This is a genomic window from Azospirillum canadense (assembly GCF_025961225.1).
In the GTDB taxonomy this organism is placed as follows: Bacteria; Pseudomonadota; Alphaproteobacteria; order Azospirillales; family Azospirillaceae; genus Azospirillum; species Azospirillum canadense.
Window position 1 is genome coordinate 969114 of the sequence record NZ_JAOQNG010000007.1, and the last position, 25659, is coordinate 994772.

16 protein-coding genes and 2 pseudogenes are annotated in these 25659 nt (G+C 66.4%); 8 read left to right on the forward strand and 10 right to left on the reverse strand.

From position 1 onward, the window contains the following. Positions 1 to 1217 precede the first annotated feature (1217 nt). Both M2351_RS32100 and M2351_RS32105 read right to left on the reverse strand, forming a co-directional pair. Positions 1218 to 2721, reverse strand: a pseudogene (locus M2351_RS32100) (ISNCY family transposase). 608 nt (positions 2722 to 3329) lie between these two features. Further along, positions 3330 to 4952, reverse strand: a complete 1623-nt coding sequence (locus M2351_RS32105) for an ISL3 family transposase (protein WP_406567473.1) — start codon at positions 4950 to 4952, stop codon at positions 3330 to 3332. A gap of 1105 nt (positions 4953 to 6057) precedes the next feature. On the opposite strand from M2351_RS32105, the gene M2351_RS32110 reads away from it, so the two are divergent. Next, complete coding sequence (locus M2351_RS32110) at positions 6058 to 7098, forward strand: replication initiation protein (RefSeq protein WP_264660064.1); 1041 nt, start codon at positions 6058 to 6060, stop codon at positions 7096 to 7098. A gap of 212 nt (positions 7099 to 7310) precedes the next feature. After that, positions 7311 to 8882, forward strand: coding sequence for a helix-turn-helix domain-containing protein (locus tag M2351_RS32115; RefSeq protein ID WP_264660065.1), 1572 nt, complete (start codon positions 7311 to 7313; stop codon positions 8880 to 8882). 188 nt (positions 8883 to 9070) lie between these two features. On the opposite strand, the gene M2351_RS32120 is transcribed toward M2351_RS32115, so the two are convergent. Beyond that, positions 9071 to 10270: an IS256 family transposase gene (locus tag M2351_RS32120; RefSeq protein ID WP_264660066.1), complete on the reverse strand. Its 1200-nt coding sequence runs from the start codon at positions 10268 to 10270 to the stop codon at positions 9071 to 9073. Between the two features lie 321 nt (positions 10271 to 10591). Here M2351_RS32120 and M2351_RS32125 point away from each other — a divergent pair, with 321 nt between their 5' ends. The 3 genes from M2351_RS32125 (at position 10592) to M2351_RS32135 (ending at position 15126) form a co-directional block, all read left to right on the forward strand. Next, positions 10592 to 11341, forward strand: coding sequence for a DUF7168 domain-containing protein (locus M2351_RS32125; RefSeq protein ID WP_264660385.1), 750 nt, complete (start codon positions 10592 to 10594; stop codon positions 11339 to 11341). A gap of 605 nt (positions 11342 to 11946) precedes the next feature. Then, positions 11947 to 13422, forward strand: a complete 1476-nt coding sequence (locus tag M2351_RS32130) for an integrase catalytic domain-containing protein (protein WP_406567474.1) — start codon at positions 11947 to 11949, stop codon at positions 13420 to 13422. 363 nt (positions 13423 to 13785) lie between these two features. Then, positions 13786 to 15126, forward strand: coding sequence for an IS1380 family transposase (locus tag M2351_RS32135; protein WP_264657888.1), 1341 nt, complete (start codon positions 13786 to 13788; stop codon positions 15124 to 15126). A gap of 316 nt (positions 15127 to 15442) precedes the next feature. On the opposite strand, the gene M2351_RS32140 is transcribed toward M2351_RS32135, so the two are convergent. Further along, positions 15443 to 17113: a sensor histidine kinase gene (locus M2351_RS32140; RefSeq protein WP_264660067.1), complete on the reverse strand. Its 1671-nt coding sequence runs from the start codon at positions 17111 to 17113 to the stop codon at positions 15443 to 15445. A 331-nt stretch (positions 17114 to 17444) separates the two neighbouring features. Here M2351_RS32140 and M2351_RS32145 point away from each other — a divergent pair, with 331 nt between their 5' ends. Further along, positions 17445 to 18257, forward strand: coding sequence for an IS5 family transposase (locus M2351_RS32145; RefSeq protein WP_264660068.1), 813 nt, complete (start codon positions 17445 to 17447; stop codon positions 18255 to 18257). Positions 18258 to 18309: 52 nt separating this feature from the next. Here the strand turns inward: M2351_RS32145 and M2351_RS32150 are convergent, their stop codons facing one another. Continuing rightward, positions 18310 to 18501 carry a hypothetical protein gene (locus tag M2351_RS32150; RefSeq protein WP_264660069.1) on the reverse strand — a complete coding sequence of 64 codons (192 nt, stop codon included), beginning with the start codon at positions 18499 to 18501 and terminating at the stop codon, positions 18310 to 18312. On the opposite strand from M2351_RS32150, the gene M2351_RS32155 reads away from it, so the two are divergent. Both M2351_RS32155 and M2351_RS32160 read left to right on the forward strand, forming a co-directional pair. Further along, a complete protein-coding gene (locus M2351_RS32155; RefSeq protein ID WP_264660070.1) occupies positions 18500 to 18820 on the forward strand; it encodes a hypothetical protein in 321 nt (106 codons plus the stop codon). The genes M2351_RS32150 and M2351_RS32155 overlap by 2 nt on opposite strands. Before the next feature lie 209 nt (positions 18821 to 19029). After that, complete coding sequence (locus M2351_RS32160; protein WP_264660071.1) at positions 19030 to 20061, forward strand: YjaG family protein; 1032 nt, start codon at positions 19030 to 19032, stop codon at positions 20059 to 20061. 164 nt (positions 20062 to 20225) lie between these two features. On the opposite strand, the gene M2351_RS32165 is transcribed toward M2351_RS32160, so the two are convergent. The 5 genes and pseudogenes from M2351_RS32165 to M2351_RS32190 all read right to left on the reverse strand — a co-directional run bounded on the left by M2351_RS32165 (position 20226) and on the right by M2351_RS32190 (position 25596). Then, positions 20226 to 21089 carry an IS5 family transposase gene (locus tag M2351_RS32165; RefSeq protein WP_264660072.1) on the reverse strand — a complete coding sequence of 288 codons (864 nt, stop codon included), beginning with the start codon at positions 21087 to 21089 and terminating at the stop codon, positions 20226 to 20228. Positions 21090 to 21392: 303 nt separating this feature from the next. Continuing rightward, a complete protein-coding gene (locus tag M2351_RS32170) occupies positions 21393 to 21578 on the reverse strand; it encodes a hypothetical protein (protein WP_264660399.1) in 186 nt (61 codons plus the stop codon). 507 nt (positions 21579 to 22085) lie between these two features. Continuing rightward, positions 22086 to 22853 carry an IS5 family transposase gene (locus M2351_RS32180; protein WP_264657561.1) on the reverse strand — a complete coding sequence of 256 codons (768 nt, stop codon included), beginning with the start codon at positions 22851 to 22853 and terminating at the stop codon, positions 22086 to 22088. Between the two features lie 536 nt (positions 22854 to 23389). After that, positions 23390 to 24232, reverse strand: coding sequence for a fumarylacetoacetate hydrolase family protein (locus tag M2351_RS32185; protein ID WP_264660073.1), 843 nt, complete (start codon positions 24230 to 24232; stop codon positions 23390 to 23392). A 32-nt stretch (positions 24233 to 24264) separates the two neighbouring features. Continuing rightward, positions 24265 to 25596, reverse strand: a pseudogene (locus tag M2351_RS32190) (MFS transporter). Between the last annotated feature and the right edge of the window lie 63 nt (positions 25597 to 25659).

Sequence of the window (25659 nt, forward strand, 5' to 3'; positions counted from 1 at the left end):
GACGTGCTGTGTAGTGCATGGGTCAACGGATGTGCTGTGACTCGCGCCACCAGCGAAGGCACCCTCTCGATGCCCCGCGTGCCTCGGCGGCTTCCCCAGCGTCGAGCATCCGCCGCAGGATGCCCGTCGCGAAGGTCGGTAGCCGGACTCTCGAATACTCCGGCTGCCCGGCGTCGGTGCGCAGCCTGGGCATGCAGGCGGCGCAGCGTGTCGCAGGCGGCGCGGGCCCGGGCGAAGGCGGCGAGGAGCCTGGTCTCGGGGTCGATGCGCACCCGGATCTCAGCCACCAATGGCGCGGGGTCGTCGACCAGAAAGGCTTTGGCCTCGGCGTCCCATACGGTGTCAATCCGCCGCACAATGGCGTTGGTCTTAGCGTCGCGCTCGTAGCGGAGCAAGGCCCCGAACGGGCAGAGAGGATGGCGATGGCATTGACCGGGCGCATGGCACAGCCTCCCTTGGCCGTTGACGTTCACTGGGCGCGCTGGTCGGCGTGTTTCTGTCGGGCGGCCGCTTCGAGCGCCGCCAGCGCCTCGATGGCCTCGCGGGGCGCGGCGGCCGTGCCCCGCGTCGAGTATCCCGCGGCTCAGGGCATAATGGCGCGCCCGGACATCGCGCCTCTCCAGGGTGTCACTGCGCCGAGGTCGGCAGCCTGAGAATCGCCACGTCGTCGATCTGCGCCTCATCGTGGGCAGTGGCACCTCAACGGCCACAGCGCACTTGGTAGAGCCTGCGCCGAGGCATCGGGCCCCCACTGTTTGTTACCGTGACCGCCACGCCTTCGACGATGATCTGAATGCGCCTGGTAGCCACTCACCTTTCTCATCCATCAGCGCCGTGTTTCCACCCACCCGACCAACGAGGTAGGGTTCATGGCCGAGGCAGACCCGCGCCCGGCAATCAAAAGACGCTCCGGCGCCTCACTCCCATTCATTCGGCACCCGTTCAGACGGCCTCCGGCACTTAGCCCACAGCCGTGCGATACTCCGGTTCGCCGTCATTCCCAACGCCCTCATCGGGCTCACCCCGGATCACATGCGCGCCCATGGTGCCACCGGTCACAGGCACCCGCTCTGGTCCGCTACCGTCCCTCGTCCGCGTCCCGGTACGGAAGCGGCTGCTTCGGCTGCAATACCCTCCTTACCGGCCCGTACGGCTGCACGACGACGACCGCGCTCCCATGAGGTCCTCCTTGGACCTCATGGGCGGCGCATTTTTTTCTAGGTCGGCAAGCGTGGCTGTCCGGCGCGACGTTCGAGATCGGCAAGGTAGGCGTCCTGAATTCTGCGAACGCGCGTTCGGCACGCACGGGCATGGCGGCGCGCCTCCAGAGCGTTGCGCAGAGCGTGCCATTGCCGGTGGTTGATCGCGGCGAGGTGAAGTCCGGAGAAGGCGGTGGTCCGGGTGGCGGTGGTGGCGACGATGCGCACGGAGCCGCGCAGCACCAGGGAGGGCGAGGCTACCTTGCGGCCGGTGGCCCGGCGCTTGTGATGGCGGTGGCTGCCGAAGAGATGTTCAAGGTCGTTGTTGGTGCGCGGCAGACCGGACACCGCGTAGCAGTGGAACAGGCCGGGCCGATCGCTGGCGGTGACCTTCAGGAAGTGAGCGACGGCCGGCGCCAAGCGGCCGGCTTGGGCGCGCCGTGCGGTCCAGGCGGCGATCAAGCGGTCGTAACGGGCCTGGACCGTGGTCGCAGGATGGGTGGCGGGATTGCCGAGGATGTGGGCCGCTGCGTGCAGCCAGCGATGGGTTTTCCGCACGTCCGGCCACAGCGCCGCGGTGCGTTCCAGACCGCGGCGGATCAGGGCGCGCAACCGGTGCAACGGTTTGCTCAGCCCCCTTTTGTCGCGACCCGGTCGAGGCTGCCGGCGATCGCCTCCAACCGCTCCTTCCGTCTTAGCCCGGGGCGGCCAGCGGCGGGCGGCCATCGTCGGTCAACGCCGAGCGCACGGCAGCGCAGTAGCCCGCGACCACGCGCGCCGCCTCATCGTCGCGTCCTTCCATCCGACGCTCCACCGGGCGCACGCCGCGCACCGTCTTTTTCAGCTCCTTCTTGGCGTGGCGGTCGGCTTCGAAGAGGGGGCGGGCCGCCTCGCGCAGATAATGGAACTGGCATAACTGGTGTGGCACGCCCGGCAAGGCCTCGGCCACGGCTCGCCGGATCGCGTGCTGACCATCGCTCACCACCCCGGCCACCGGCACCTCCAGCGCCGCCGCCACCTCGCGCAGCAGCGAGGCGAGATCCGCCTGGGTCGCCGAGAGCAGCGGACGGGCGAGCAGAACCCGGCCCGACAGGCAGTCGCGGATCACCCACAGCACCTCATGCCCGACGTCGGGCTGCAGGCCGTCCAGCGCCAGGATGACACGGCCTTGAGCGGCGAGCGCCGCCCGCTTCGGCGCGTCCAGCGCGGCGGCCACCAGTTCATCGTAGCGGTCGAGCAGATTGGTAACGCTGCGTTCGCAGATCAGCAGCCCGCGCTCGGTGAGGGCGGCATGGATTTCTGGCACGCTGCGGTGCGCACGATGGCGCAGGGCGCCGATCAGGGCGATGACATCGAGCCCAAACTCATGGTGGGGTAACGCGATGCGCCCTTCGGCTTCCGGCCGGTAAGGCTGGTGATGGCGCGAGCACGCCGCGTTCTCGCACCACTGCACCTTCAGGCGCAACCGCTCCAGCCCTGTCAGCGTGAAGACCGCCCGACGCTTCTCATAGCGAATGCGCATGCGCCGCCCGCACTCCGGACCGTCTCGCCGCTCCGGCTGAAGCAGCCATTCCGCGCTGTGCTGAAGCCGACAAAGCCACCGTGCCATGGCGGCCTCCGGTCTGGCCCCTTTCCGATCCTCAACAGCCAGCCACGCTTGCCGACCTGGTTTTTGTTCTTTTTTTGTTCTTTTTCTCAATGACCCAGTCAAGGCTTCCGCATGCGCAACGACGCACCTGCCACCCGGGCGTTGACGAAGCTATCTCGCAAGTGCCGCCGGAATGTGACGACGATCGCATTCCGGGTTCGGTCAACGTATCCTGGCCGGGTACACCATCAGTGCGACGCTCCTTGCATCCTATTTCGGCGGCGGCCAGCACGCTTGGACTCGCGTGTTCAGTTATTAGTGTGGTGTCCGCGAAATAAGGTTCCTAATCGTTATTTGTGAATGACTGGACTCCGCTATAGGCTTGGGGACCAAATTTCGCGGGCGTGACACTAGGCCTGACTTCGGCCTCTGCCGAACGCTTGGCTTACCGCCTCCACCGCGTCAGGCTCCTTGTGTCAGGCGACGTGAGAATCTGGTTCTTCCGCGTTTTCGGTGCAGCGGGCGGGCTGGAACGCTGCCGTTCATGCGGCCTCCAGGATCCGGTGACGCAGCAGGTCGAACTTGGCGCGGCCGCACATGGTGCGCTTGATGGTCTTCAAGCGGCTGATTTGTCCCTCCACCGGCCCGGTGCTCCACGGCAGCGACAGCGCCGTGCGGATCGCCGCGAGATCACGCGCGAGCCCAGCGGCGAACCCGGCCAGTGCGGTTTCTTTCGCCGCGGCCAACCATCCATCCAACCGGTCCGCCTGCTGACGACGCACCATGGTGCTGAACGCGCGCGCCAACTCGATGACCGTGGTGAGTCCCTCGGATCGGACGAGCAAGGCATCGACGAACCGTTGCTCGGTGGCATCGATCGTCTCCGGATCGGCCACCACCAACCACGCTGCCCGACGTTTCGAGGGCATCTTCCACGGTCCCATCAAACCGACCGCGCCAACTGAGGTCGGGCTTGCATCGCGCAGGCGGCGTACCCAGCGCTGCACGGTGCGGAGTTGCCCGCGAAACCCACGTTCCTGGATCTCCCGCCACAGCCGGGCGGCGTTGTGGCTGCCCTCGCACCAGCGTTGCCGGAGGTACACGGCGTGGAGATCGACCGCGCTGCCGCGATCCCGTTGCGACCAGACCGGAAGTTCGCCGGACCGCACCCACGCGCGAACCGTCTTGCGATTGATGCCGAGCGTGCGGGCGATCCGCTTCATCGGCCAGCCTTGGCCGTGCAACGCCATCACCTCGTCAAACCGAGCCTGCCGAACGCCATGGCGATCCGTCATTGGCAACTCGGCCCCTGGTGCCGGGAGCGGTGCAGCCGCTGGGGACGGCGAGGCGGCCGTACCAACTTCCAGGGCGGCTCCCGAAGCCGCTTTGCTTGCCACGCGCAGGTCATGATGATGCCGGTCGAGAACCCCGGCCAGAGCATCCCCGAGATTGCGCAGAAGGTGCCAGCGATCCGAGACCTGAACGGCGTTCGGAGCGCCGGCCCGTATGCCGTCGGCGTAAGCGCCGGCGCGGTCGCGGGCAACCACCTCCACCCCGGGATGGGCTTCCAACCACGCCGCCACTGTCTCCGCGTGGCGGTCGGGCAGCAGGTCGATGGGACGGTTGCGTTCCAAATCGACGATGATCGTGCCGTAGCGCTGACCGCGCCGCCAGGACCAGTCGTCGATGCCGATGACGCGCGGCGTCGGCACCGCCGGCAGGGGCGCCGCCCGGATCAGGCGCAACAGCGTGTCGCCGCTGACCGGCATGGTCAGGCAAGCCGCCAAGCGGGCACCAGCCTCGCCGCCGGCGCTGAGGGCGATGCGCCGTTGGGCCTCCGAGAGCCGGACCGTCCGCCGAACCTGCGGCAAGGCGACGGCCGGCAGGCGTTCGGCGAAGATGCGGCGCGGACACTCGACAGCGGCGCAGCGGAACCGGCGAACCTGGAGGTCGAGTTGACCGACCCGGCCTTGCCAAGGCAGGTCGCCAAGGCGGCGACTGTAACGGCTGTGCACACGGCGCGACGGACGCCGACACACCGGGCAGGCCGCCGTCGAGGCGCGAGATCGCACGGCCACAACAACGCGATCGTGGGCGACGGTGACGTGATCAACGGCGAGACCAGGCGGAAGCAGGGACAGCAGCGACTTGGACAAGGAAATCAGAACACTCACAGAGGGATAACGTTCTCTCTATGTGCTCTTTCCGGCGCCGATCCGCATCCGGCATGCACCGAATTTGCGGATGGACCCATTCCTGAAGTCGTTTGACACCTTGGTCGGCAGCACGCCCAGCTGGCCGCCAAATTGGCGGCGACATCGGCCTGCGCGTGGTGCAACGGCACAAGAAAGTGGGCAGGGACCACATGCAGGCGCCTTCGACAGCCATGGGTGGCGGCTTGGGATCGGCGGCGCCGGGTCCGCCAATCCGCGAACTGCAAACAGCCCGATGCTCCGCCGCGCATGGCTTATTCGATGGCGCCAGAGACCAGCGGAGTGCTGGTTTGGAACTGCGCCAGCTTGCCCACTGCCGGGCGCTAGGCCGATCGTGAGCGAAGACATGCCGGCAGGACCCAACCGACGCCACCAAAGCAATACCGCCCGGCCGTTGACCATGCGGCGCTCGTCGAATTCACAATTGGCAGCGGCAAGAGCAGGGGGAGTCGGACACAGGGTCTCCGTGATGCGATCGTGGCGGCCACGGTCGGGCGGCTGGCCACGCGGGGCTTGGTCCGGGCCCGTAAGATCCGGTTCAGAGCCTTACGTGAGTGTATGAGGAGGTCGGTCCGCATGGGGGGCGCTGTGACACGCACCACGGAAGGCGCTAGCTTGGCCAACTGGGAGTGGGGCTGTTGAGACGCCTTCCGGAATCAGGGGGATAAGTCGACAAAGACTGCTGCGCGGCCATTGGCGCTTCCGCTATCAGGGGGATAAGGCTGTGGGTAGAAAACTGGGTAGCGGTTATCCGACCGCCCGAATCCGGGTCACCGATTCCCTCGGAGCCGTCTCGATTCCGCGTTAGCCCCCTGATTCCAGAAGCCCGCAAGGGCCTGTAAGCCCCCTGATTCCGGAAAACGGACGCTTAGCCCCCTGGTACCGGAAGTGGATCAACAGCCTTATACCCCTAATACCGGAAGGTGCGCGCGCTTAGCCCCCTGATACCTGAAGTCGGACACCAGAATCTGCCTTATCCCCCCGATACCGGAACAAGATCTTGTTGTCTCGAGGCGGGGGTGAAGCGTGTAATTGTGCCGGAGAAGGGGGAGCAGGTATGGCCAAGAGCCCGCACGAACGCATGCTGGAGCAACTGGAGCTCGATTTGACCGCCGTGCAGCCGCATGGGGGCGAGCGCATCGACGCCAGCTTTCTGCACCGGTCCTTCTGCGCGGCGGGCCTGCCAGTATCCCGACCCAAAGATCCCATACGCTTCGACCGCTACGACGACGCCTTCAGTTTGAACATTCTGTCGCCAGAACGCACGCTGCCCGGCGGCAAGTCGGCGGCGTTCGGTGTGCCGTGGGGGCCCCGCGCGCGCGTGCTCATTTTGTGGATGTCGACGCAGGCGCGCGACCCCAAGCGCGGCGCGGGCGACCGGTGGCTGGAGATCCCGAGCATCAACTCGTGGATCCCGAGCCTGGGCATTCCGCACAGCCATGCTGCCGAGAAATCACTCAAGGAGCAGCTGGTCAAGCTGGCCTTCTCGCAATTTTCAATGTTCCTCAAGAATGAGGACGTGGTGTTGTTACACGACACCAAGCTCATCGAGAGCGTTGCCTTCACCGACAGCGACATCGAAGCCTTTTTGGCAGGTCAGATCGGCAAGGTACGTTGGCCGCTGGCGCTTCGCCTCAGCGAGCAGGCCTTCTCCACCTTCCGCAGCCCCAAGGCCATCCCCATCCCGACGCACCGGTTGGCGACCATCTCCGACAGTGCACTGGCGATCGATGCCTTCATGTATCTCTGCTATCGGCTGCCGGAACTCGCCGAGCAGGGCACCGATGCCAGCGAAATGGTCGGCTGGAGGCGCTTGGTCGCACAGTTCGGCAAGCATGGCCAAGCGCCGAGCAAATTTCGTGAGTTGTTCCTCCCCGCGCTCAAGGACGCCCTAGGGGCCTACCCGGAAGCCGCAGCCGGGGTCGAGGTCACCGATGAGGGCCTGCTGCTGCGCGGTGTCGAGCTCCCGGCGCTGGCCCGTTCCTTTATTGCCGTGCCCCCGCTGCCCACACCGGCCAAGCGACGCAAGGTCAGAAACCGCAACGCGGCGACTGCCGCGCCTGCGCCCGCAACCAACACGGAGGAAGGGATGCCATGACGTAGCGCCTGGCCCCTGAAACGCCAAGGGCCCCGCTCGCCAAAGCGGGGCCCAAGAGGCGTTGATGCAGCAGGGAAATCCCTGGCGTACCTGAGCACTGTGCCCGCCCAGAGTACGTCAGGGTGATCCGTCCGACAAGCAGAATCGCCAAATTCTGCTAAGGGACAGTCTTTGCTTGCGTCCAACCGACATCGCGGACCAAGGAGATCACCGTGGACCCGAAGGAATTCTCGGGACGGCGGGGTTTTGTCCTGGCCTCGTGGCTGGACCACCCTGACGTCGATGTGTCCGCCTTCGCCGTGCTGGCGGCGCTGGCGACCTATGCCGACCCCAGCGGCCTGTGCTGGCCACACCCTAAGACCATTGCCGAGCGCCTCAAGCGGTCGCGCCCCTGGGTGCTCGGCGTCCTGGACCGGCTGGTCGAGGCCGGTTTGATCGAGCGCCGCCCGCGTCGTGGCCATGCCAAGAGCGGCCGGTGGGAATTTGTACTGGTCGGCTTTGCCTTCGCTTTTTCCAGCAACCCGGCGCCCAGGAGTCAGCCGAGTGACTCTCGGAGTCATCCCGCTGACTCGGAACAGTCCCAGAATCAAAACACATCTCTCTCAGCGCTTGTGCGCGGGGATGTGAAGAGGGGCTTCGGTGTTGCCGCTGAGCGACTTGCTCCAGCCAACGTCAACACCGCGACCGCACCCTGGCAGCCGTCGCCGGAGGACTTGGCACACGCTGCCGCCGAGCGGCCGGACCTGACCGCCGAAGACCTCGGTCGCATGACCCGCAAGCTGCTGGCCCACCACAGCGCCCAGTTGCCCGCCAACTCGTCGGCGATTTGGCGGCGCTGGCTGGTTACCGAGCGTGCCGCTCCGGCCCCGCAGACTTCCCGCCCGGCACGCACCACCGCATCGACTTCCGTCCTGAACAGCGCTGTAGCCTCGGCGACGTCGACGCCAAAGCCACTGCTCAGCCCCGAGGAATGGCAGGCCCAACTTGAGGCTCAAACGGTGGCCATGCGGACCCGTCAGCGCGCCGCCGAGGAAGCCCAAGTGGCGGAGCAGGCGGAATGCTACGCCGCGGTGCAGGCCTCGAAGCCGGACATCCTCGAACTGCGCCGCCGCGAGCACCGGGAAGCGGCCCGGCACGTCATGGAATCGCTGGCTGAGCGCCGTCGCATTCTGGCCGAGCGGGCAGGGGAGGGCAAGGCGCCCGACATCGCTTCGGCAATGGTTCCGGACGCGGTCGTTTCCGTCACGGCCTCCACGCCCAGCCCGCAGCCAATCGGCGTGTATTCCTGCAACGGCGGATCAGCCGACAGCTCAATGCCCGCCAGCTCGCACACCGTCCGGTCCAGCGCCGACGCGACTCACACAGAGAACTCCGGCGACACGACGGTGACAAGGTGCTCCATGCGCGACCCCAGTCCGCAGTTTGCCCGGTCCGAATCCAAAAACGCGGAGCAGTGGCAGTCACTGTCACTGGCATACCTGAACATGCCGCGTCCCACGGCTGGGTCATCAAACAGCGCCGCCAGCACCGGCCCGGACAGGCGCGCGTTGCCAGGCACCGCCGCCCGATCCGCCTCACCACGCCAGCCATTCCGAGTACGGAGCGCTTGGCCCACTCTCTTTCACACGCACTACGCTCCAGCATGGCACTCCCCCTCGATCGACCTTCCATCGGCGCATCCCCGGGGTGAAGCGGCCCGTCAACGAGACAGAACGCAAAGCGCATCGGCCCAATCGGGACCCGTAAACCGCCGTGGTTGGACGCTCCTGGCAGACAATTTGTGATCTTGATTGGTTCGCTTTCCGGCGGCTTTCTTGTTCCTGTTTCGCTTAGGAGAGACTCCGCCGTGGAACCGCTCGGGCGAGATGGTGCAAGCTGCACAAGAAGGTGTAACAAGACGCGCCTGGATCGTGTCCCGGGGCGTAGTGTCTGAGGGGGCCTCTGTGCTCTTCGGCGAGCTGAAGCCGCCGGTCTACTCCGCGGCAATGGGCAGCGGGTCAATGGCCTGAGGGTGGCACAGCTCGTTCAGGCTTTCCATGGTCATGTAGCGCCGGCACACCGCCCACTCGTCGTGCTGCTCCAGCAGCAAGGCGCCGACCAGGCGCATAACCGCCCCGTCCCCAGGGAAGATGCCGACGACGTTGGTGCGCCGCTTGATCCCGCCGTTCAGGCGTTCCAGGGGATTCGTGGAGTGCAGCTTGGTCCGCAGATCCTTGGGGTAGGCCATGTAGGCCAGCACGTCGAACTCCGCCTCGTCCATCAGCGCCGCCAGCTTCGAGAACCGCGGGCGCAGGCTGTCAGCGACCCGCCGCCACTGCTCATGCGCCGCCTCAGCGGTCTCCTGGGCAAAGGCGGTGCGGATGGTGGCCGCGACCATCGTCTGGTGCGCCTTGCCGACGCAGGCGAGGAGATTCCTCATACAATGAACGCGACAGCGTTGGAGTGTCGCCCCCAGCACCTTGGAGGCGGCGGCCTTCAGCCCGAGATGCGCGTCGGCGATCACCAGCTTCACCCCGCGCAGCCCCCGGCGCGTCAGGGAACGGAGGAAGTCGCTCCAGAAGGTTTCGGCCTCCGACAGCCCGAGGCCGAGCCCCAGCACCTCGCGCCGGCCGTCGGTGTTGACGCCAATGGCCAGTATGGCGGCCAGCGAGACGATGCGGCCGTCCTGGCGCACCTTCACATACGTCGCGTCCAGCCACACGAAGGGCCAGTCGCCCTCCAGCGGGCGGTTCAGGAACGCCTGCACGCGCTCATCGATGTCCTGGCACAGACGGCTGACCTGGCTCTTGGAGATGCCGGTCATGCCCATCGCCTTGACCAGGTCATCGACGTTGCGCGTCGAGATGCCCTGCACGTAGGCTTCTTGGATCACCGCGATCAGCGCCTTCTCCGCCGTGCGCCGCGGCTCCAGGAAGGCCGGGAAGTAGGAGCCGCGCCGCAGCTTGGGGATGCGCAGGTCGATGGCCCCGGCGCGCGTCTCCCAGGTCCGCTCCCGGTAGCCGTTGCGCTTGGTCAGCCGCTCGTTACGGTGTTCGCCGTAGCCGGCGCCACACAGGCTCTCGACCTCCAGCTCCATCAGCCTCTGGGCGGCGAAGCCGACCATCTCGCGCAGGAAGTCGGCATCCGCGCTTTTTCCAATCAGCTCGTGAAGAGCGATCCTGTCCTCGGTCATCGTGGTCTCCGTGTCCGTTGACGGTCGTGAAGCAACCTCAACTTACCGAAGACACACGGTGACCGCCCGCTCCCGAACGGCCTGCCTGCCTGCGCCAGCTATGGGGAGCGCTCCGGCGGGCCGGCCTCACGCCTCAGACACCACGTCGTGGGACACGGCCCGCGCCCCTGCTAAAACCGCGGTATTCCATGGGGCAAAAAGCGGCAGCCATGCCGACCGCTGAACACGGCCGTCAACCGGCATGTTCGGGGAGCCATTGCTGCCTTGCTTCGGGGCGGAATCTGTGGAAGCTGTCGGACCCGACCGAAGCGGATCTCCGTGATGACCGACATCTCAGCACGCGCCGGTGAGCTTGACCGTCTGAAGGCGCGCATCCAGGCCTTGCGTGCCAAAACCCTAGAGAACGGCTGCACCGAGCAGGAGGCGTTGGCGGCCGCGGCGAAGGTCGCCGAACTGCTCGACCAGCACGACCTGTCGCTCAGCGACATCGAGATCCGCGAGGAGGCCTGCGAGCGCGCCGTCGTCGAGACCCACCGCAAGCAGCGGGTCCCGCTGGACGGCTGCGTGAACGCCATCGCGGTATTCTGCGATTGCCGGGTGTGGCGCAAGAAAAATGGATTTGGCGAGTTCCGCTATGTTTTCTTCGGCCTGTCGCCGGACACCACGGTCGCGCAGTACATCACGGACCCGGTGTCGATGGCCATGCACACCGAGGTTGAGCGGTTCAAGAGGACCAAGGACTATCTGCGCTACCATCCCGACGACCGACGCACGGTCAGCACCTCGTTCCTGCACGGCATGGCGGCATCCGTCGCGGAGAAACTCGCGGACATGAAGAGCCAGCGCGACGCCGCGAACGCCACCACCGGCCGTGACCTGGTGGTCGTCAAGACAGCCGTCGTCGAGGAGGAACTGGCCAAGCTCAACTTAAATCTCCGGAAATCTCGCTCGTCCGGGCGGTCGGTGGCGAAGAATGCCTTCGAGGCCGGGCAGACCGCCGGACGAAAGCTCGCCATCAATCCAGGGGTTTCGGGAGAGGCTGTAGCACGCCTCGCACGGAAGGTCGGCTGACGGAGGCGGCTGAAATGGCGAGCGGGCACAAGTGGGCGTTCCGGTCCAAACTTCGGACCAGCGGCTTCCGATGGCGCGGGTCGAAAACCGCCGTCACGCGGCTGAAGGAGGCTGTGTCGGAGATCAAGACGGTCGCCAAGTCCGATCCGTTGACGGCGGGGGAGGGGGCCGTGGTCCTCGCGGAACGGGTCTGGCCCGCCTTCCAGGACATCGACACCTCCTCGGGGGCGCTCGGGCGTGCCGTCAACAACGCGCTCGAGGCCGTCATCCCGATTTTGATCGCCGCACCCACCAGCCCGAAGATGCGGGCGGCATGGTTGGAGCGTCTGTACGAGGCGATCCAGGACGACGGCGTGCAATACCTCTGGCCGATCGAGGAGCGGTGGGGCGAGATTGCGGTCTATCCGGAACTGATGAACGAGTACGCCGACCGGCTGCTGCCACTGTTGCGGCGGGTCTGGTCCGGGGAGGTGTGTGCAACGACAATTTCGACGTCCGGCCGCATTGCCTCGCTGAAAATGCTACCCGATAGTAGCCGTTGCCTCACGACAAACGTTACTCCGTGCCATGCCACGGGGAGAAGGAACTTGGGGAGACGGTTGAGCATGCCGACACGCCAGGAGCTGATATCGGTGGTTCGGGAGCGCTACGTGGTGGCCACGCGGATGGAGCGGCGGCGTATTCTGGACGAGTTTGTGTTGGTGACGGGCTACCATCGCAAGCATGCGATCCGCCTGCTGGGCGGCGCGCCCCGGGCCTGTGGTGGGGGTGCCGGGGAGGCGCGCCGGGTTTATCGGGAGGCGGAGCGCGCGGCGCTGATCGTGCTGTGGGAAGCGGCCGGCCGGATCTGCGGCAAGCGGCTGAAGGCGGCGCTGCCGACGCTGGTCGAGGCGATGGAGCGGCATCATCATCTGTGCCTGGAGCCGGAGGTGCGGGCGCGGCTGCTGGCGATGAGCGCAGCGACCATGGACCGTCTGCTCACCGCTGTGCGGAAGCGGGCCCAGGGAGGGCGACGTCGGCGCATGGTGGTGAACGCGGTGCGCCAGCAGGTCAAGGTGCGAACGTTCGCGGATTGGGGCGACCCGGCGCCGGGCTGGATGGAGGCCGACTTCGTGGCGCACTGCGGGGCGGTGGCGGCCGGCAGCTTCGTGCATACCTTGACGCTGACCGACATCGCGAGCGGCTGGACCGAGTGCGTGCCGATCGTGGTGCGCGAGCGCTCGCTGGTGGTAGCGGCGATCCACGCGCTGCAGAGCGAGCTGCCATTCGCGCTGCGTGGGCTGGACACGGACAACGACAGCGCGTTCATGAACGAGGCGCTGCTGGACTACTGCCGTGGCGCCGGTATTGAATTGACCCGGTGCCGGGCCTACCGGAAAAACGACCAGGCGTGGGTCGAGCAGAAGAACGGGGCGGTGGTCCGGCGTCTGGTCGGCTACGGCCGCCTGGAGGGGGTTGCGGGCGCCCGGCGGCTGTGGCGCCTGTTCCGGGCGGCGCGGCTGTACGTGAACTACTTCCAGCCGTCGTTCAAGCTCAAAGAGAAGAAGCGGGACGGGGCGCGGGTGAGCAAGCGCTACCACGCGCCGGCAACGCCGTATGAACGCCTGCTGGCGAGCGAGCACGTCGCGGAACCGGAGAAGGAGCGGCTGCGCGTGGCGTTCGCCGAGCTGGACCCGGTGGCGCTGTTGCGCGACATCCGCGTGGCGCAGGCCGCCTTGGCGGATTCGGCCGGCGCGGAGCCCGCCGACGGGGCGGAGGATGGGCTGGCGCCGTTTCTGGCCGGCTTGGCGCGGGCTTGGGAGGACGGCGAGGTGCGGCCGACCCACCGGCGGGCGGCCACAGCGCCGCGGACGTGGCGGACGCGGGTCGATCCCTTTGAGGAGGTCTGGCCGGTGGTCGAAGGCTGCCTGGAGGCGGAACCGGAGCGAACGGCGCGGGAGCTGCTCGGGCGGCTCCAAGACGTCTACCCGGAGTGCTTTCCCAACGGACAGCTGCGGACACTTCAGCGGCGGGTCAAGGCGTGGCGCAGCGCCAAGGCGTATGCCTTGGTCTTCGGCACATCCCGTCCCGCGGCGGCCTGACGGGCGAGACGGCGATCGTCCCGGGCTGCCTGGAGGATGCCACCGTGCTCACTGCGGTCAAGGACACGAGCAAGGCTCGTGCCGCGGGGCGGCGGCCTGCGGCCGTCCTTGACCTCCGCTGCGCGCGATGGCGTTCGGTTCGCAGGTCGGGACGGGAGGATGGTCATTCTGGCCGAACCAGAGGATGGAAATCGGCGAACATGCCTGGGCAAGCTGACGCCTGCCCGTCACCGGAGACGTCACCTCTGCCGCCGCTAGCCGGGATTATGCACCGGGGTTGGCGGGTGTAGCGGCATCCGTTGAGCGGCCGTAGGATTTGGGTGCTGACGCCAACTCCTGCCGTTTTCGGAGCGCCCACCCGCCATGGTTGATCCTACGCTGCCGCTGCCCGGTCTGTCACCCCTGGCTGGAAAGCCGGTGATCGGGCGCTTTGATGGTGGCCGCTTGTCCTCCGATGGCGGGCTGCTGGTCCTGCGCGAGGTCGAACAGCGGCTGCGCGTGGCCGAACGGCTGGCCGCCTGCCTCAAGGATCCGCGCGATCCCACGCGCACCGTGCATCCGTTGGCCGACATCATCGGATTCCGCCTGCTGGCCATCGCGGCGGGCTACGAGGACGGCAACGATGCCGACAGTCTGCGCTCCGATCCGCTGTTCAAAATGGCCCTGGAGCGGCTGCCGTCCGAGCGCGACCTGTGCTCGCAAGCCACCATCTCGCGCCTGGAGAACCTGCCGGATACCCGTGCCTTGCTGCGCATGGGCCGGGCCATGGTCGATCTCTACTGCGCGTCGTTCCGCCACGTGCCCAAGCGCATCGTGCTGGATGTGGACGACACCTTCGACACGGTGCATGGCGGCCAGCAGTTGCGCCTGTTCAACGCCCATTACGACGAGTACGGCTTCCAGCCCATCGTCGTCTTTGACGGCGATGGGCGCTTCGTCACCGCCGTGCTGCGCCCGGCCAAGCGGCCCAAGGGCACCGAGATCCGCGCCTTCCTGCGCCGCCTGCTCCGTGCCCTTCGGGCGAATTGGCCGCACACCGAGATCCTGCTCCGTGGTGACGGTCATTACGCCTGCCCGGAGGTGCTGGACTGGTGTGAGGGCGAGAGGATCGACTACGTGCTGGGCTTACCGACCAGCCGCACCTTGCGCCGTCACGTCACCACGCTGGAGGCCAGCACCGCCGCCCGCTTCCAGGCCACGCCCGGAGCCGACAAGGTGCGCCGCTTCAAGGAGTTCTACGACGGCGCCAGCACCTGGAGCCGGGTGAGGCGCATCGTCGCGCGCGTCGAGGCCGGAGGCCAGGGCACCGACACCCGCTTCATCGTCACCAACCTGCGCCATGGCACGGGACGCTGGCTGTACGAGGTTTTGTACTGCGCGAGGGGACAGGCGGAAAATCATATAAAAGCGTGGAAAGCCCATCTCGCTGCTGACCGCACCTCCTGCACCAAGGCGATGGCCAACCAGTTCCGCCTCTTTCTGCACGCCGGGGCGTACTGGCTGCTGTGGAGCCTGCGCTCACTGATGCCCAAACGCTCCCGCTGGCGCACGGTGCAGTTCGACACCTTGCGTCTGCGTTTGGTGAAGATCGCCGCGCGGATCGTGGAGATGAAGACGCAGATCAAGGTCCACCTGCCGACCAGCGCCCCCGATCAGGCGATCATCCATCTCGCCCTCGGCCGTCTGCCGCGGCTGATCACTTGAACACCGGGGCAGCGTGCCCCAGCCGTCACCCACTCCCGTCCACCGCCAACTCCACCGACCTCACGCCGCCAGCAGCGCGGCGACTGAGGGCGCATGCCCCTGCAACCCCACGCTGAACATCTCCGCTCGGTGGCCAGCCCGCGCCTCACTCCGGTGAATAAAGGCGGCTAGACGATTGCCGGTTACGGCTGGGCGGCAATTGGCGCCGAGTAGCAGTTCTTGGTGCGGCAATACGGCCGGTCAGTGTAATTGGCGCCGTGCAGTAAGACGGGTCAATCAACGCCTACCGGAGCGCGAGGAACCTCCGCAGATGGGATCAACCGGCTAGCCCTGCACCCTGAACGGAAAACGACAGTCGTAGGCTCGTACCGGCGTTGACCTCCCACTCAGGCGCTGCCCCAATCTGTTCAGCGAGCATAGCAATCAGTTGGAGACCGGATGACCGCGTCCGGTTCGCCGGCATGCCAATGCCATTGTCGGCCAACCGCAGCCGGACCGGACCGGCGGCGGGCACGTCCAATTCAAGCGTAATCGTCCCGGCGCCGTGCGGGAACGCATGCTTGGCGCTGTTGGTGACGAACTCGTTGGCGATCAGCCCGAGCGAAACGGCCGCGTTGTGATCGACGTACACCGCACCGACGCTCACCTTCAGTGCCAGCTCTCCAGCGAGGCTTCGGCCGTAAAGGGCAACGGAGTTCCCGCAGAGTTCCCGCAGGTAGCTCCCCAACTCAACCGTGCCAACTTGGCTGGCCTCGTAGAGCCGACTGTGGACGAGGCGAAGCGCTTCGACGCGACCTTGCAACTCCTCCAGGATGCGGCGGGTCTCGGTGCTGCTGGTTTGGCCGCTTTCCAGGGCGATTAGGCTCAGGATCGCCTGGAGGTCGTTCTTCACCCGGTGCTGGAGTTCCCGCATCGCCGTCGTCCGGCGTTCTTCCGCCTCCCGCAGATGCACGTTGGCGCACCGCACCGAATCGTACACCGAAGCCACTTCTGCCACATCGGTGTGCGGCAAGGGCGGCAACACTGCGCCCGGCTCCTGGATCGCTTCCACGATCCGGGCCAGTCCGGCCACCGACCGGGACAGGCGACGGGCGTAGCGCCGCACCAGGAGGGCGGCGACGCCGAGTGCCCCGAGGCTCACCGCCGCCGCTAGCCACAGCGACCGGCGCAGCGGTGTTTCAAACACGGATGATGGAGCGGCAAACGCAACAGTCCATCCCGAAACCGCCGACCGGGAGAAGGCGAGCGTCAACGCCCCGCCCTCCAGAGCGGGACCTTCCGCGCGCCCCTCTGGTGCTGTCTGTATGGCTTCCCGAACCCAACCTGGGGCCGGCTTGCCAACGAACTGTTCGGCGGCGCGCGTACGAGCAATGACAATGCCAGTCCGATCGATGATCCCCGCTACCCAGCTGGAAGCCAGCTCCTGATTCTGGAGAAACTTTTCCCACTTGGATACCGTGACCACCGCGATCAGCACGAAGCGCTTGCCGTCCTTCGCTTGGACGGGAACGCCCACCGCCGCGACGGGCGAATCGATGAGCGAGCTGCGCAGGAGATTGGAAACCTGTGGGCGATCGGCGGCCAGCACCTCGTCCAGCAGAGGTGCGAGGGAGTTCGTCGTGGGCATCGGCGCCCCGTACGGCATGGCTGTGGTGAAGACCATCGTCCCCGCGGCGTCGCGAAGCGTCACGTGCGACCAGTAGGGGTGCTTGGTCATGACGCCCTGGGCGATGCGGTAGAGCCGCGCCGGATCGTCGTCCTCCGCCAGCGCCATGCCGAGGCTTTCAAGGGCGGTCGTGGTCACAAGCAGCTGCTGATCGAGAGCAACGGCGATGGCCCGGACCGTTCTGACCATCTCCGTCTCGGCGAACCGCCGCTGAGACGCCATGTTCCAAGCCACTAGGCCCATGGCGATCAGGGCCATCGACGCCAAGGCCACGATCACAATGCGGAGAAGACAAGAACTGATGTTGTGCCTTGCCGTCACGCCATGAGATATCCAAGCGCCCCGAGAAACCCACACACTCATGTTCGCCAACCCAATAGCGGAAGCGTTGCGGTTACATGATCATCCCCGCTGATGGTTGCAGCTGAAACTGTTAATAACCACTTAACACCAATGGGAACTCGCATTTTGTTGCATTATCAAAAAACGGATTCTCCCCAAATGGCCGAGTGCCACCTGAATATCGCAAGCATTCAACGCAATGCATACCGCAAGTTTGCAGGATATTTTAGTTGCTTTGCAAAATGGATGCCCGACAACCGCCGTCCCGGAAAGCCAAGGGCTTTGGTGTCGTGCTCCCCAGCTGCTTCGGATGGAACGTTTTGAACTGACGGATGCGCAGTGGGCGCAGTTGGAGCCGCGGCTCCCTCCCGAGAAGCCGCGTACCGGGCGGCCAAACCATTCTCATCGCCGTATCCTCAACGGCATTCTCTGGATCAATCGCACCGGGGCGCCGTGGAAGGACCTGCCGGACCACTATGGCCCGGTCGGCACGGTGTCGAGCCGGTTCTACCGCTGGCGCAGGGCCGGGGTCTGGCAGCGCACTTTGGAAGCATTGCAGGCGCGCGCCGATCGCCAAGGGCGGGTGGATTGGTCCCTGCACTTCCTGGACAGCACGATTGTTCGTGCTCATCAGCATGCCGCTGGTGCTCGGAAAGTCGAGTGGTGCTCTGACGACGAGGCGCTGGGACGGTCGCGCGGTGGCTACTCCACAAAGTTCCACGTGCGCGCCGAGGGCCTTGGCAAGCCAGTGACCTTCTGGCTGACCGGCGGCGAAGTTCATGACAGCAAGGCGTTTGCCAGGCTAATGGGGACCGGCTGGACCAAGCGGTTGGGTCGTGGGCGTCCGCGCCTCAAGCCCGACAGGCTGGCCGCCGATAAGGCCTACAGCAGTGGCGCCATCCGTTTGGCCCTGCGCCGACGTGGCATCCAGTCGGTACTCCCAACCAAAAGCAACGAACGCCCGGCCGCCACCTTCGACCGCGACGCCTATCGGGAACGTAACCGTGTCGAGCGGTTGATCAACAAATTGAAACAGTATCGTCGAATCGCCACACGGCATGAGAAGCGCGCCGTCAACTATCTCGCTATGATCACCATCGCGGCGATCCTTCTATGGCTCTGACCTTTGCATACGCGCCCGTGGGCTGAACTTGACGGATCGTGTTGTCTGTAGATCAGTAGAACTGCGGCATGTTGGCGCTCCTGCCGGTGTGCGCGCCCGCACACGTCATAAAACACGTTTTTTGCATGCGCGTATGACGTCCGGCCCCGGTCTCGACTTGAGCCCGCTCTACCACCACCGAGCAGAGCGTCGAGGCGATCGCCGCCGACGGCTGGATCTTCGATTGGACCACGAGGAGTGCCATGACCATCACGGCCCGCGAACTGGCGCTGCGCGCCTACGCCGATCTCGTCGAGAGCATCGCCAGCATCCAGCAGCGCATCGTGCTGCGCAAGCTGCTGGAGGCCGAGTTCGGCGACGCCGCGCTCGACCCGCATCCGGTCTTCCGCCCTCCGACCGGTGCGCTCGTCCGCTCGCCCGAATTTCGCCGCATCGCCGAGGTGTCCGACCGCGAGGACTTGGAGCGCTACACCGCGATGGCACGCGAGTTGGAGCCATATCTGGAGGCGGGCGACACCGATCTCGCCGAGTTCATCGCCAGCCTAAAGCAGCGAGGGTCATAAGCGGCTGGGCCGTTCACGCATGGGGCGCTCCTCGCGCACCGGGCTGTGTAGCGTTGAACAGCCCTGGGGTTGAATGGCGAGATGGCGCGCATTCGCTGAGCTACGAATGATACGATCCGTCTGGGTCGGCCCATCAGCTTGGTTGGTGTCCGTCACGCCATGGGCGTGGGGAGGTCCCACTGTGGCGCGCGACTTGGAGGACAACGACGATGGAACCCGAGTTTGATACTGAGGGGGTGAGGGCGCGCTTACAGGCCTTGGATCGTTGGCAGGTAATCGCCTTCGGGCTGGCCTTGGCCGAGCGCATGCTGCCGGAATACACGATCTGTTCGCGCCGGTATGGATGGCCGGGACGCGACGCGCTCCGCTCCGCGCTGGACCGGGCGTGGCTGGAACTCGGCCGCGGCGCGGAGCCGGTCGATCTGTCCGCCCTCGCCAAGGCGTGTGAAGATTCCCTTCCGGACTCGGACATCATCGACAGCGGTGATGAGCAACGCGGGGTGAATGCCGGGGATGCCATGGCCTTTCTCATGAGAGCGCTGGCGGGGGCCGCGGTAGAGAGCGTGGCGGAGATGGCGGCGCTGGCTCACCACAACGCCGAGCTCGTCGCCCAAGACCACCATGAGGACATGAACTTCCAAGAGCCCGCCTATTGGCGGACAATCCACGCGCACCCTGCGGTACAGACAGAGCTGGGTCGGCAGCGCGAGGACCTGGAGCTCTTGGCGGCATGGCGCTCCGGCTTTGGGGCGGCGTTGCCGATCCTGGCGACCCGGTGGCGGGGTGACGATCAGCGAGCGACCGGTGATGGAGACGCTGGAGAGGGTGACGGGGATCTCGCGGCTTGGCGCGCGGCGCTGCTCGAGCGAGCGGGGGGATGGCTGACGCTCACCGAGGCGGCGTCGGCCACGCGCAGGACCTGGCAGTGGGTGCACTATCAGCATTGCAGGGGCCGCGCGCTGGCCCTGGTGCACAACGGTGAATTGGTCTTGCCAAAGCTCCAGTTCACCGATGGCGAGGGCGAGGCGTCCGGGAAGAGCGTCATCCTACCGGGGGTCGGCACGGTGGTGAGGCTGTTCCGCATCGCGAGAGCGGACGGATGGTCCGCACTCCAATTTCTCGTCGAGGTGGATGCCACCCTGGGACAGGCCCCGTTCGAAGTGCTGAGGATCCGCGAGGTTGACGCCGTCAACGCTGTCGAGCATGCGGCCAAGGCCCACCTGGCCGTGCCCAAAGACTGACGAGCGCATACTGGCGTTCGGCTCCGAATCGGTTTGGCGACAAGGCCTTGCACACGCAAGGACTTGGCAGCTAAGCAGCCAGGACATCTGACGTCTCTCCAAGGTCCTCCACCGCTCCCGGTCAGCTTTCCGTAGCCCCCACCTTCAGAGCTTGTTCGTAGCTGTCATGCTTTGACGGTCTCGGCAGCGAGCCGTTTGAGGCGGCGTGAGAGGATCGAGACGAAGGCGATCTCGATGAAGGCGACGAGGTGCTCCTTCGTCCGCTCGCCGACCGTGTTCAACCGGCGATAGAGGGCGAGCCATCCGAAAGAGCGTTCCACCGCCCAGCAAATTCCGGCCGGAATGAAGGTCCCGTTCCGACCGCGGGCGACCGGTTTGACGGTGATCCCGAGCGCCTCAGCGGCCTTGGCCAGGCGCTCGCCGCGGTAGCCGAGGTCACCCAGAGCCGGCCCGTGGAAGCCGCGCCCGGCCAATTGGCGCAGCACCGGCACGATGCCCTTGGTGTCGTGCACCTTGGCCGGTGAAGCGTCGATCGCCAATGGGATGCCGTACTTCTCGACGGCGATGTGGACCGTCACGCCGCGGACCTTCTTGCCGCCATCGACACCGCGGGCGAAACAACTCGGGGCCGAGCGACAGGTCCGGCTGTCGATCACGACGGTGCTCGGCTCCGCCGTGTCGCCGCAGGCCAACCGCCACGTCCGGCGCAGCCGGTCGAGCAAGCGGCGCCACAGCCCAAGCCGCGTCCAGCGGGCGAACAGCGTGTACAAGGTGCCGAAGGGAATGCCGGAAAGCTGGCCGATGGCGCGCCATTGCATGCCACAGTAAGCCACGCACCAGATCGCCATAATCGCCTTGCGCAACGCCGACCCGGTCAGCGCCGGCTTCGGCCCGACGCGGTTGGGTCGAGTGCCGTCCGCCGTCATGGTGGCCAGTTCCGCCAGGACCTCATCGACGAAGGCATCGACATCGGCGAATGCGTCCCAGGACGCCGGAGCGGTGCTTGCGGGACGAACGGCGGTACCCATAAACTGCTGCCCTGATGGCGGTGGATGACGGCCACAGCCCTACCAGACCGTCCACCCAGCGCAAATCCTCTGTTCAGCTTAAAGTAGCATTTTGGTCAGCACGGGGTGGCGCGGCCAGGCTACAAACAAGCTCTGAAAAGCATTCGTGATCAGGAGCGGCGTGCGGTCGAAACGGCCGAACGGGCCTATGAGTTGCTGGTGTCCAACTGGCGACCGAAGCCCCCCGCTCATCGCTCCGAGTCCTGATCAGCGCCGCACGCCGTTCACGACCCTTGGATTGTGACCTGCCGCTGGCGGGCGCCCTCAAGCCTGCGCCAAAGGCGCACCGCTGCGCGGCTGGCGGGCTTGACCGCGCCGCCGCGGCAGGCTGCTTTGCTCCGTCATGCCGTGAATGGCGCCTTCCGCATGCTTGCGGTTCATCTTGAAGCCCTGAAGGACGATAAAAACACACCGAGGAAGCATGCCTCCCTCCTTTGCGAGCTTGTCCATTTCATCCGTAAATACTTGACTTGGCGCAGTTTGGCGAAACGCCAGAGCCGCCGGTCCCGCAGCATCAGCTCGAGCTCGCGGTACGAGATCGGGAACCGCACGTACCAACGCACCGCCCACAGGATCACCGCCGCCGTGAACTGTCGACCCTTGAACGGGCGCTCTCGCCTCGCCATCCCCGGTCTGCTCCGACCAACTCCGATCCGGCACTTCTACCCGAGCCGCCGGCCGCGACAAATCTTGCAACAGAACCCCTATGGTCTCTACGGCCTTGCCGAGGCCGCTGAGCGTCCAGGGGCGGATCGGGTGTACATCGGCTTCGACGACAGCATGCCGGACCTGCCGCAGAAGCTGTAGCTTGATGAGTATGCCGCCGGGCTGCGCTTCAGCGTACGGTCCAACGACATGGCGACGATGCTGCAGGCGGCTTTCGATGGGCTGGGGATCGCCCTTCTTCCGGATTTTCTGGCTCTTCCCCTTCGGAGCCTCGAGGCTTAGGGACGGTTTTCAGAATGCGCTGAGGCGGTTGGCGACGATGAAGATCGCCGCGGCGGTGAGCAGCGCGAGTATGATCCGCCCCAACCTGTCCTGCCGTCGATCTAGGCGTTTGTTTGCGAGCAGCCAAGCGCAGCCGTGCTCGACGACGCAGCGGACTTTGCCGAGCCCCGAGCCGTGGGGCTCGCCGATCTTGCGGATGTGCGGCTGGATGCCGTCGCGCAAGCAGAGCCAGCGGTTATCGGCGCTGTCGTAACCCGCGTCCGCGTAGAGCCTGCTGATGGCGGCGCAGACAACCTGGGCCAGGCGCAGCAGATCCGGAAAGAGCTTGGTGTCATGCACATTGGCGGGCGAAGGGACGACCGCCAGCGGCAGGCCATCGGTCGAGACGACCACGTGGTACTTGGTCCCGGGCTTACCGCGGTCGGTCGGGTTCGCCCCGGTCAACTCGCCGCCCCGCTTGGCCCGCACCGAGCAGCTGTCCACCACGACGTCCCATGCGGCGGCGTCGGGGCCGGAGCGCGCCATGCGGATGAGGACGGCATGGACACGGCGCAGCAACGCCGTGGTGTGCCACTCGTCCAGGCGGCGGCGCAGGGTGGAGCCCGAGGCGCGTCCGTCCGCAGCCTTCAACTCCCGCCATTGGACACCCTCGCGCACAAAGAAGCCGAGCGTCCGGATCACCTCCGCCGTCGGCACCGGGGGGCGCCCCGGACCGGGGTGCCGGGGCTCGATCCGGTCGATGATGCCAGCCACCAGCTCTACCGCCTGCGCGCGCATGTCCGCTCCCATGCCAAAGGCACGGGAACCGGCATGCGGTTACTTGATCACGCTCGCAGCTGACCTCGGAGAGTTCTGGAAACCGGGCCTTAGGCTCCGGAAATCCCTCCCCCAGTGCATCCTGTGTTCCTGGTGATGCATCCCGACATCCGGCGCTCGCGCCGCGTGCGCCTAGTCGCGGATCATCTCACGGAAGCGCTGAGGCTACGCTTCAAGTCGGTGCAGCGGCGTGGCTGAAGCGTGGCCGATCAAGCGGCTTCCGTGACGCGATTTTCCAAGTGCCATTCACCCTTGCCGAACACCTTCGGCCCGGTGGAATCGAGCACCACGATCACCGGCCCCCCTTGTCGTGGCCAGCGCCACCGGGGAGGAGACAGGGACGAATGATACTGATGCGGTGATTGGCTTCCGAGCTTCAATGAGGCTCGGGCGCTTGTGCGCGGGAAGAATGGGTGCTTCGTGCCCTCCTGTCTCATAGCAGAAAATCGGCTCGGATTCGAGCGATCCGCAAGTTCCCGAAAAACGCGAAACGACCTCTACACCTCGACGGTCTGCTGCTGTTGCTCACCCAGGCCCTGGATGCCCAGCCGCATGGTCTGGCCGGCGCGCAGGTAGAGCGGCGGCTTCTGACCCAGCCCGACGCCCGGCGGGGTGCCGGTGGAGATGATGTCGCCGGGCTGCAGGCTCATGAAGCGGCTGATGTAGGATACCAAGTGGGCGACGCCGAAGATCATCGTCCGGGTGCTGCCGTCCTGGAACCGCTTGCCGTCCACGTCCAGCCACATGGCGAGGTTCTGCGGGTCCTCGATCTCGTCGGCGGTGACCAGCCAGGGGCCGGTCGGGGCGAAGGTGTCGTGGCCCTTGCCCTTGTCCCAGGTGCCGCCGCGCTCCAGCTGGAAGGCGCGTTCGGACACATCGTTGACGATGCAATAGCCGGCGACATGCTCCAGCGCGCGCTCCTCGGGCACGTACTTGGCCGCCTTGCCGATCACCACGGCCAGTTCGACCTCCCAGTCGGTCTTCTCCGCGCCGCGCGGGATCTCCACGTCGTCGCAGGGGCCGCAGATGGAGCTGGAGGGCTTCAGGAACAGCACCGGCTCGGTCGGCACGGCCATGCCGGACTCCGCGGCGTGGTCGGAATAGTTCAGGCCGACGCAGACCATCTTGCCCACCGCGCCGACGCAGGCGCCGATGCGCGGGGTGCCGGAGGTTTCCGGCAGCGACGCCGGGTCGAGCCGACGCAGCCGGTCCAGCGTCCCCGGTTGCAGCGCCTCCCCGACGATGTCCGGGATGTGCCCCGACAGGTCGCGCAGGCGGCCCTCCCGGTCCAGAAGCGCGGGCTTCTCCGCACCGGGCTGGCCGTAACGAACCAACTTCATGATGGTGTCCTTGAATGTGTTGAAAGGGAGGGTCAGCGGTTGACGGACCGCGTCCGGATCACCGCCACGGCGATGATCGTCAGGGCGCAGCAGACCATCAGATAGGCGGCCACGTAGCGCGGGCTTCCGCCGGCCGCGGCCACCAGCGCGGAGGCGATGAAGGGCGTCGGGCCGGCGATCAGCAGGCTGTTGATCTCCCGCGTCAGCGCGATGCCGGAGAAGCGGTAGCGCGTCGGGAACAGGTTCGCCAGGAAGGCGCCCTGCGCCCCCGCCAGCCCGCCGAAGCCGAGCCCGTAGCCGAGGCTCATCGCCAGCGTCGCCAGCACCACGTTCTTCGTGTCGAGCAGCGCGAAGAAGGGGATGGCAAACAGGAAGGTGAAGGCGGCCCCGAAGATGTAGACCTTGGCGTTGCCGATCCGGTCGGCGATGGCGCCCATGATCGGCGTTGTGACGATGCCGGTGAAGGCGGCGATCACCACCGCGGTCAGCGCCTCCACCCGCGGCATGCCCAGCGTGTTTGTCATGTAGCTGAGCGCGAAGGCGCTGAGGATGTAGGCGTTGGCGTTGTGGCCGGTGACCGACAGGAAGCCGAACAGCAGCTCCTTCGGCGAATGGCGCAGCAGCTCCCCGATCGGGACCTTGTGCTCCCGCCGCTCGCGGGCGGCGCGCTCCATCGCCTCGACATACTCCGGCGTCTCGTCGAGGTTGCGGCGGATGTACAGCGCCACGACGAACAGCACGGCGGAGACCAGGAAGGGGATCCGCCACGCCCAGCCCAGCAGCACAGCCTCCGGCGCGGAGGAGACGGCCAGGAAGCACAGCGTCGCCAGCATGATGCCGACCACCGTCGCCGACTGGAGGAGGGCCGTCAGCAGGCTCTGCCGGCCGGGTGTCGCGTATTCCGAGACCAGCGTGACGGCGCCGGCGTACTCCGCGCCCGCTCCGAAGCCCTGCAGCAGCCGGAAGAGCACGAGCAGGATGGGCGCCAGGATGCCGATGTCGCCTTAGGTCGGCAGCAGCCCCATGGCGACGGTGGCGAGGCCCATGGACGCGATGGTGAACACCAGGGCCGGCTTGCGCCCGAACCGGTCGCCGAAATGGGCGATGATGACGCCGCCCAGCGGCCGGATAAAGAAGCCGACCGCGAAGGTCGCGAAGGCGGCGAGGATGCCGCCCAGTTCGGAGAATTGCGGAAAGAACAGCTTGTTGATGACCAGCCCGGACGCAGCACCATAGAGCGCGTAGTCGAACCATTCGATGACCGTGCCGATGGTGGCGGCGGTCACCGCCCGCCGCACGTTCGCCCGGTCGGGCGTTGCGGCTTGCTTGGTGGTTTCCATGGCCGTGTCTTGAAACGTGGACATGCGGACATTCCCTCCCTGTGTCGGTCATGCCGGTGCGTTGCATCGGCCGCCGTCGTTTCGGTT

Coding starts and splice junctions, on each gene's coding strand:
- M2351_RS32125 (WP_264660385.1), top strand. CDS start 10,592: ATGACCGACATCTCAGCACGCGCCGGTGAGCTTGACCGTCTGAAGGCG.
- M2351_RS32160 (WP_264660071.1), top strand. CDS start 19,030: ATGGAACCCGAGTTTGATACTGAGGGGGTGAGGGCGCGCTTACAGGCC.
- M2351_RS32145 (WP_264660068.1), top strand. CDS start 17,445: ATGGAACGTTTTGAACTGACGGATGCGCAGTGGGCGCAGTTGGAGCCG.
- M2351_RS32135 (WP_264657888.1), top strand. CDS start 13,786: ATGGTTGATCCTACGCTGCCGCTGCCCGGTCTGTCACCCCTGGCTGGA.
- M2351_RS32110 (WP_264660064.1), top strand. CDS start 6,058: ATGGCCAAGAGCCCGCACGAACGCATGCTGGAGCAACTGGAGCTCGAT.
- M2351_RS32130 (WP_406567474.1), top strand. CDS start 11,947: ATGCCGACACGCCAGGAGCTGATATCGGTGGTTCGGGAGCGCTACGTG.
- M2351_RS32180 (WP_264657561.1), bottom strand. CDS start 22,853: ATGCGCGCGCAGGCGGTAGAGCTGGTGGCTGGCATCATCGACCGGATC.
- M2351_RS32185 (WP_264660073.1), bottom strand. CDS start 24,232: ATGAAGTTGGTTCGTTACGGCCAGCCCGGTGCGGAGAAGCCCGCGCTT.
- M2351_RS32150 (WP_264660069.1), bottom strand. CDS start 18,501: ATGGCACTCCTCGTGGTCCAATCGAAGATCCAGCCGTCGGCGGCGATC.
- M2351_RS32120 (WP_264660066.1), bottom strand. CDS start 10,270: ATGACCGAGGACAGGATCGCTCTTCACGAGCTGATTGGAAAAAGCGCG.
- M2351_RS32155 (WP_264660070.1), top strand. CDS start 18,500: ATGACCATCACGGCCCGCGAACTGGCGCTGCGCGCCTACGCCGATCTC.
- M2351_RS32165 (WP_264660072.1), bottom strand. CDS start 21,089: ATGGGTACCGCCGTTCGTCCCGCAAGCACCGCTCCGGCGTCCTGGGAC.
- M2351_RS32170 (WP_264660399.1), bottom strand. CDS start 21,578: ATGGACAAGCTCGCAAAGGAGGGAGGCATGCTTCCTCGGTGTGTTTTT.